This window comes from Methanosarcina sp. UBA289 (assembly GCA_002496565.1).
In the GTDB taxonomy this organism is placed as follows: Archaea; Halobacteriota; Methanosarcinia; order Methanosarcinales; family Methanosarcinaceae; genus Methanosarcina.
The window spans coordinates 199,381-208,203 of sequence record DAKJ01000015.1; the positions used below are offsets into that span (position 1 = coordinate 199,381).

General features: G+C 38.4%; 3 protein-coding genes. 2 read left to right on the forward strand and 1 reads right to left on the reverse strand.

Features of this window, described 5'->3' with window-relative positions; all coding sequences use genetic code 11:
- Nucleotides 1-325: 325 nt before the first annotated feature.
- Nucleotides 326-1,801: an NAD(P)/FAD-dependent oxidoreductase gene (locus tag BP549_RS05210; RefSeq protein WP_292378708.1), complete on the reverse strand. Its 1,476-nt coding sequence runs from the start codon at nucleotides 1,799-1,801 to the stop codon at nucleotides 326-328.
- Between the two features lie 707 nt (nucleotides 1,802-2,508).
- On the opposite strand from BP549_RS05210, the gene BP549_RS05215 reads away from it, so the two are divergent.
- Nucleotides 2,509-5,277 (forward strand): NosD domain-containing protein, encoded by a 2,769-nt coding sequence (locus BP549_RS05215; protein WP_292378710.1) that lies wholly within the window; start codon nucleotides 2,509-2,511, stop codon nucleotides 5,275-5,277.
- 540 nt (nucleotides 5,278-5,817) lie between these two features.
- A complete protein-coding gene (locus tag BP549_RS05220) occupies nucleotides 5,818-8,817 on the forward strand; it encodes a NosD domain-containing protein (RefSeq protein WP_292378711.1) in 3,000 nt (999 codons plus the stop codon).
- Nucleotides 8,818-8,823 lie beyond the last annotated feature (6 nt).

The following is an 8,823-nucleotide window of genomic DNA, read 5'->3' on the forward strand; positions in this document are numbered from 1 at the left end:
ATCAAAAAACTCTACTATAAATGTTCTATCCTACAAAGATCTGCAGCATAAGGGTTAAGGATTGAAAATTAAGATTCAGTCCTAAATTCTATTCCAGGCCTTTTTTCAGATTGAGAAAAAGCATTTTGAGTGTCTTTCAGTGAATCCAGGCTTTTGTGTGGGAACGTATCCTTCCTTTGAAAAAAGTTCCCTATCTACTTTTTCTTCACTTCTTGCCACTTCTTTCTATCTTTTTCTGTTTTTTCTGTTCACCCATTTTTTCTCAATGTTTTTTCGTTTTTCCTCAATGTTCTTTTTATTTACTTTCTCCTCACTGTCTTTTTTGTTAATCTTTTACCTCTGCTTTTGCTCCTTCTTCCTCTTTTGCTCCTTTTTCCCCTTTGACCATTTTCATTATTCCTTCGGCTGCCATAATCCCTGTGGCAGCAGCATTAACTATATCTCTTGAAAGTCCTGCTCCGTCTCCGGCTGCAAAGAGGTTTTTGATGCTGGTTTCCATCTGCCTATCGACTATCAGGTGCATTGCATAGAACTTGACTTCAGGAGCGTACAGTAGGGTTGAATCTGAAGCGACGCCTGGAATTATCTCGTTTAAGGTCTCAAGACCTTCGATTATATCCATGACTATCCTGTGGGGAAGAGCCATTGAGATATCGCCTGGGGTGACGTCTTTAAGCGTATTTACAACAAGATTCTTTGCAAGGCGTTCTTTTGTGGAGCGCCGGCCCCTTCTCAGATCTCCCATGCGCTGCAGGACCGGTTTTCCTCCCCCTATCGTGGTTGCGAGTTTTGCGATTGAGCGGGCGTATTTTGTGGTATTCTCGATGGGCTCGGTAAGCTCTATTCGGACAAGGAAAGCGAAATTGGTATTTTCGGATTCAGTGTTTGCCAGGGAATGGCCGTTGGTTGCGATAAAACCTTCATATTCTTCCTTTACGACAAACCCGCGCATATTCGTGCAGAAGGTCCGGACAAAATCGTCGTAGCGGCGGCTTTGAATATGGAACTTGGGGTCGCGGTTGATTTTTGTAACAGGATCCATAACGATCGCAGGGACTTCTACCCTCACCCCAATGTCGATTCCGCCGTATCGCGCTTCAATCCCGTGCCTCTCAATCATATCAGAAACCCAGTTGCAGCCCCGCCTCCCGGGCGATAGGAGCACATAGCTGGCTCGAAGTTCTCGCCCGTCAGAAAGTATAATACCCCTGCAGGTCTCTTCCTCAACCAGCAGGTCCTTTACCTCGGTCTCAAGCAGGAAATTCACTCCTTTGTAAACAAGGTCCTGTTTGAAGCGCCCTATAACTGCAGGGGCATTATCTGAACCTATATGCCGCTGCTTTATTTCAATAAAACGAGCTCCTACTGAGGCAGCCCTGCGTTTAAGCTCCTCTATTTCAGGACCTTCGGTCAGCAGAGCTCCCTGAGGGGCCCCAAACTTCAGAAAAACCTTATCTACTCTTTCCACAAACTGCCAGGCCTCAGTCTGATCACCTGTCAGGGCTGCTAGGTCTCCTCCTACATCAGGTCGCAGGTTTAAGGTTCCATCCGAAAAAGTTCCGCAGCCTCCTACCCCGCACATAATGTCACATGGTGTGCAGTGCATGCAGTAAGTCTGGGTTTTCATGGGGCAGAAGCGTTCATTTATATCCCTGCCCATGTCCACAATAAGGATTTTTAACGATTTTAACTCTGCAAGCTCGTAAGCTGCAAACATTCCGGCAGGTCCTGCCCCTATGATTATCACATCATAGTCCGAATTTCTCTCCCCTCTCTCCGAAAGCTTATCTTTATTATCCATGCGTACCACCCTTTGGGATTTATTTAATCACTTGAATAACCCGAGGTTTTCGGTCTAAAGAGTTTCCATTTTTCAGAAATCCCCAGTTTCACGAATTGAAGTCTCTGAAAGTTGTGGACAACTTAAAATAAAATCTGCTCAAAATCCCCTCTTTAAAACCCCAAATCTCAAATAAAAGTCATATACGGTTTTTAAACCATCTTTCATGCTATTCCTGTATTGCAAGTGCACTCTCACATACATTCAACTTCACTTTAAATTTTTTTCTTATATATGTATAGACACGCCTAATCAAAAGAAATCGGAAAATTCAAGTCATGAAAGATAAACAAAAGCCTGCAACAGAGGTAGTCTTTGCAAACAATTTTCCCCTTAAACAAATCTTTCTGTCAAGTAATTTTTCCCCAATATTATAATCAGGTATGAAACTATCCGTATAAAAAACTTCCATCTCACTCAAAATATAGTTTAAAATGTATTTGTCTCCGAACCATATACCAGATTAAAGAATTTAAGGAATAAAATGGATTAAGAAACAAATACAGGACTTTCCAATCTTTTAAATTACAGATAACTTCACAACCTGCTACATTTTCACTGAAGAAGTAATCAAGGATATATAATAAAGAAAATAAATTCTGTTGTCTCTTAAATTTCACATCCTTTTTTGAGGGCATGAAATTTCATTGGTCTATATTTATGGTTTAATGGGGGAAGTACAAATGTGGGTAGATAAATTAACCGTCTTATTAGCGGTTTCTATCTTTATTATTACTGCGGTTTATAGCCCTGCATCCGCCAGGGAAATTATAGTGGATAATAATGGTTCAGATGCAGATTTCAAATCGGTTCAGGAAGCTGTAAACAATTCATCATCAGGAGATGTAATTCTTGTTTATCCAGGTTTCTATAACGAAAGTGTTGATCTAGGGATACAGAACATAAGCATCCTTTCTGAGTCTGAAAATCCTAAGGATACTATTGTCCGGGCTTTTATACTGAGTGTAAATAATATTACCCTAAGTGGCTTTAGCATACAAGAAAAATTAGTTTTAAAAGGTCGTCCTACGGATGAGGTCTGGTATGGTAAAATTGAAAACTGTACTGTTAAAAATAACATTTTGGAATCAGGTATTTATGCTGATCAATGTTATAATTCCACTATTGAGAAAAATGTAATCTTAAATTCAGGTATCATTGTAGATGGTCCTTGGGCAGATTCTAATTTTACAATTTCTGATAATCTAATTGTTAACAAAGGAATTAGCATTTCACATGGATCCTATAATTGTGTTCTGCTTAATAATACACTTTTAAACGGGGGTATAGGGGTAGCTCAAGGTCCTGGCTGCAAAATTCTCGGCAATTATATTTCAAGTGATGGAGGGGGCGGAATTGCTTTTTCCGAGTCCAGTAGTAATATTATAGATAATAATTTCATTACCAATGCCAGCTATGGTATTTCAATGCCTTTTTTTTCTGATAGTGACATAACAAATAACACAATAATCTCAAACACAGTGGGAATCTTTATTGCTCATTACTCCTCAGGCAGTTTAATTAAAAATAATACAATTTCAAACAACGGCATTGGGATCTCACTTGATGATTCTGCTCTAGTAACTGACAACAGGATTGAACTGAATAAAGAATGTGGAATCTATTTTGACCACTCCGAGGAACATGAAGGTTCTTCTAGTGACAGCCGGATCCATAATAACCTCTTCAATAATACGGTTAACTTTTTCAATAGCAGTAGAACTGAGAATCTAGAAAGCGAGAATCCAAGATATACCCCAGGTAGTGCTGTCTGGAACATTACTAAGACGCCGGGGACAAGTATTACAGGCGGGCCCTACCTGGGTGGGAATTTCTGGGCAAAACCTGACGGAACCGGATTTTCCCAAAGGTGCAATGATTGGGATGGAGATGGAATTGGTGACTCAATCTACACAATCAATACATATGATGTTGATTACCTTCCTCTTGTCTCTATGTCCAAAACTCGGCAGCAAGTATTTCCTGTAGCAAACTTCAGTACTAATGTGAGCAATGGCTACGTACCTCTTTCTGTCCTGTTTACAGACTTTCCGCAAAATGAAACATCCAGAGTATGGGATTTCGATAATGACGGAGTTACGGACTCCATAGATAAAAACCCGGTTCATGTGTACCCGGTACCTGGAATCTATACTGTCAATCTGACAGTAAGCAATGAAAACGGCACCTCCTCGAGATTATATCCAGTAACAGCATCCAATCGGCCTCAATATACTCTTACGGAGTATCAAATCACTACAAATAATTCTAATCAAACGATGCCTTCTATTTATGGGGATAAAATAGTATTTTTAGATGACCGCAGTGGATGGAACAATATCTACATGTACGATCTTTCTACTTCCAAGGAAGCCCAAATTACCACAAGTGAATCAAAAAAGGAATACCCTGCTATCTTTGAAGATAGAATAGTTTGGCAGGAATATAGCAATAATACCAATACCCGGGATAAATCGGATATACATATGTATAATCTTTCCACTTCAAAAGAAATTCAGGTCACCAATAGTGGAGGAGCGCGCAATCCTGTTATCTACGGGGACAAAATAGCATATATATACACACTCAACGGAATCACAAACATCTGCTTTTACGATCTTTCTACTTCCAGCGAAATTCAGATTACAAATAATGGGAGTGCAAAAAATCCTGCTATTTACAAGGATAGAATAGTGTGGCAGGATTCTCGCAATAGGTGGGAAACTTACGATATCTACATGTACGATCTTTTCACTAAAAAGGAAACTCAAATTACAACTAACCAGTCAATCAAGGACCTTGCTATATATGGAGACAAGATAGTATGGACAGATTACCGCAATGGATATTCTGATATTTACATGTACAATCTCTCTACCTCTAAGGAAACTCGGATAACCATCAATGGATCAGCATATGACCCTACAATCTATGAGGATAGGATTGTATGGCAGGATCGTAACGATAGAGAATATTTAAACGCCGATATTTATATGTACAATATCTCTACTCATACGGAAACCCAGATTACCTCAAATAAATCAAGACAGTCGAGTCCTGCAATCTACGGTGACAGGATAGTTTGGGTGGATTCGCATAATGAATATACAAATATTTTTCCCTACGCAAATGCAGATATTTACATGTGTACTGTCTCGGGAATAGAGCCATCACTAAAAACACCTGTTGCTGACTTCTTTGTTAATATAACATCAGGAAATGCACCCTTAAAAGTATTATTTACTGATAACAGTACAGGTTCACCGAACTTCTGGCACTGGGATTTTGGAGACGGCATTAAGTCAAAACGCGCTTTAAACGCCACGCATACATTCACTGAACCAGGAGAGTACGATGTAAGTCTTACAGTAACGAATGAAAATGGTAGCAACACCAGAATCATTCCAAAGTATATTACAGTCTCCAAAAGGAAATGAACATTTTAAATTGAAAAGCCAGTTTACTCTCTTATTAATTAGTGACATTTTAATAAGCTTGTAGCTTGGCAAGCTGTTTAATGTCCACTTCTTTTTCTTAATTTTCAGCTTCTTGTGCAGGTGTTTTTTCTGGCTTTCTATGTTCTTTATCTCTTGTTAACCCTCTACTACCCCTGTAAAGTTAAAATAGGTTTATAAATCCTCATTTGATTGTATAGCCACTTCAATTTCCTTGGGAATTTTATTATTTTCCTTGAGATTCAAAACTTCCATCTTGCTTGAAATCTTAATGTATTTTATCTGCATTAAGTTCACTATTAAAGCATTTAATAAATTAAACGGATTAAAACATGAATCTAAGGAGCTATAGTCTTTTTAATCGAAGATAGTTTTCTAACATACCACATTTTTGTTTAGAAGGTAAAAAGGATTATATAATGCCAAAAATAAGTTCTGTTAGTTCTTAAATTAGGTATCTTGAGGGCCTCAGATCTTGTTAGTGTAGTATTTCTGGTTTAAAGGGGGGAGTTACAGGTGTGGGTGAATAAATTAACCGTCTTATTAGCGGTTTCTATCTTTATTATTACTGCGGTTTATAGCCCTGCATCCGCCAGGGAGATTATAGTAGATAATAGTGGTTCAGATGCAGATTTTAAATCGGTTCAGGAAGCTGTAAACAATTCGTCATCAGGAGATACCGTTATCGTCATGCCTGGAACATATAACGAAAGTATAATTGTTAACGTTACCTCGCTGACTATCAGGTCGGAGTCGAAAAACCCTAAGGTACTGGTAAAATCTCCAGAGGAAAACAAAAGTGTTTTTCTTATAACAGCAAATAACGTGACTCTTAGCGGATTCAATATAACAGGGTCTAAGGGAAATTATACTTACTATCCATCTGGGATTTGCCTTAAGAATACTAGAAACTGCAAAATTACAGATAATACTCTATTTGAAAACTATATGGGAGTGTGCCTTGTTAATGCCGATTATAATACAGTTTCGGAAAACTTTCTCTTCAACAATTCTATTTCTCTGAATGAAGACAGTAATATCAATAATCTGAAAAACAATATCCTTGAAGAAGGTTCTATTTCTCTATTATATTCCAGTTATAACACAATCTCAGAAAACTCTCTCTTCAATGGTTCTATTTCTATGGGTGAAAGCGGAATGAATACCCTGACAAACAACACTATTGAAAAAGGTTCCATTTCTCTGGGAATATGGTCATCGGGTAATTTAATTTCTAAAAATAAGATCTCAAAAGGAGGGGGTATAAGTATTGCCTGTTGCGGGGGAGGTGACATAATATCTGATAATACGATTTCAAATTGCTCTCAGGGGGTCGATACATATGATCATGGTATAGATGTCATTAACAATAGCATTATAGATTGTTACTATGGGATAGAAATTTCTCAGTCGCCTTCTACAATTGACAATAATACAATCTTGAATTGCAGTACTGGAATTCATATAGATACCACTGATGGCGTTGAAATCTCAAATAACACAATAACATCCAGTGTAGAATGTGGGATCTCTATTCCAGATCAGAATAGTAGTGAACGAATTTATAATAATTATTTGAATAACACTATAAATGTAAGGCTGGGAATTTATGAAAAAAACACATGGAACAGTTCACTTATCTCTGGTACTAATGTTGTAGGCGGGCCATACCTTGGCGGCAATTACTGGGCAAACCCGAATGGAACCGGCTTTTCCCAAACCTGCACGGATTCAGATGGAGATTGGATTTGCGACTCTCCCTATAATGTCAACGAAAGTGGTTTTGATTTTCTTCCTCTAGCTTCTATATCCAGAACGCAGAAACAACCTGTTGCAAACTTCAGCGCCAATACCACACAGGGACTTGCCCCACTAGCTGTACAGTTTACAGATTTTTCACGACATGCAATTGCATGGAAGTGGGATTTTGACAATGATGGGATCTCAGACTCTACGGAAAAAGATCCGGTTTATGAATACATAATCCCAGGAAATTATACTGTTAATCTGACAGTAAGCAACCCAAATGGTAAGGCCTCAAAAACTCAGAAAATTATTGTGCATGAGGCTGAAGCTCTCCCTGTAGTCAATTTCAGTGCCAATACTACTAGCGGCCAGGCTCCTCTTTCTGTCCTTTTTACCGATCTTTCACAAAACGCAGCAAAAAGATTATGGGACTTTAACAATGATGGAATTACTGATTCTACAAACAAAACTGAGGTTTATATCTATACTTTTCCGAGAACTTATATTGTTAACCTGACTGTAGTTAATTCAAAAGGAACTTTCTCAAAGTTATTTCCGATAACAGCATCTCCTTTACAGCGTGTAGATGGGCAATTTATCCTCACTGAATATCAGATCACTACCAATGGATTAAACTCGGGTCAACCTGCTATTTATAAGGATAAAATTGTGTGGTCGAATAATCGTAATGGAAATCCTGATATCTATATGTATGATCTTTCCACTTACAGGGAAACTCAAATAACCACCAGCGAATCCGATGACTTTTCTCCTGACATCTATGGTGATAGAATTGTATGGATTGATCTTCGTAATGGAAACGGAGATATTTATATGTACAATCTTTCTACTAAGAAGGAAACTCAGATTACCACTAATGGATCAGCCTTGAGTCCTAAAATCTACGAGGATAAGATAATCTGGGTAGACTACCGCAATGGTGATTTTAAAAACTTCTCAAACTCCGATATCTATATGTACGATCTCTCTACTCATAATGAGACTCAAATCACTAGCAGCATATCAGATGATTTAGATCCTGATATATATGGAAACAAGATCGTTTGGTGTGCTAATCACCATGAGTCTGAAAACTCAGATATCTACATGCACGATCTTTCCACTTTAAAGGATACAAAGATAACCGCCAATGAATCACGACATATGCATCCTGTAATCTATGGTGATAGGATTATCTGGGAAGATTACCTTAACGGAAAAAGCAGTATATACATGTATAATCTCTCCACTTCTACAGAAACCCAGATTGCCACTAATCAATCAGACCATGTTTGGCCTGCTATTTATGAGAATAGATTCGTGTGGGCAGACTATCGTAATGGTCATACAGCTATCTATATGTATGATCTCTCCACTCAGAAGGAAACCAGGATAACTACTAGCGGATTATCGTCTGCAGAGTCTGCTATTTATGGAGACAAAGTTGTATGGATTAATTATCTTGATGGTTCCCATATCTATATGTCTATTGTTTTGGAAGAGGGACAGAGCCCAAAACAACCCATTGCAGACTTTTCTGCATCGCCTACTTCTGGGGTATCCCCGTTAAAAGTATTGTTTTCCGGCAATAGCACAGGTGGCCCGACTTCCTGGCTCTGGGATTTTGGAGATGGGATTAATTCAAAACATGCTTTGAATGCAACTCATACATTTACTGAACCAGGAAAATATAATGTAAGCCTTATAGTGATGAATGAAAATGGCAGTAGCACTAAACTCATACCTGAGTACATCACAGTCTTCAAAAAAGAATGAATATCT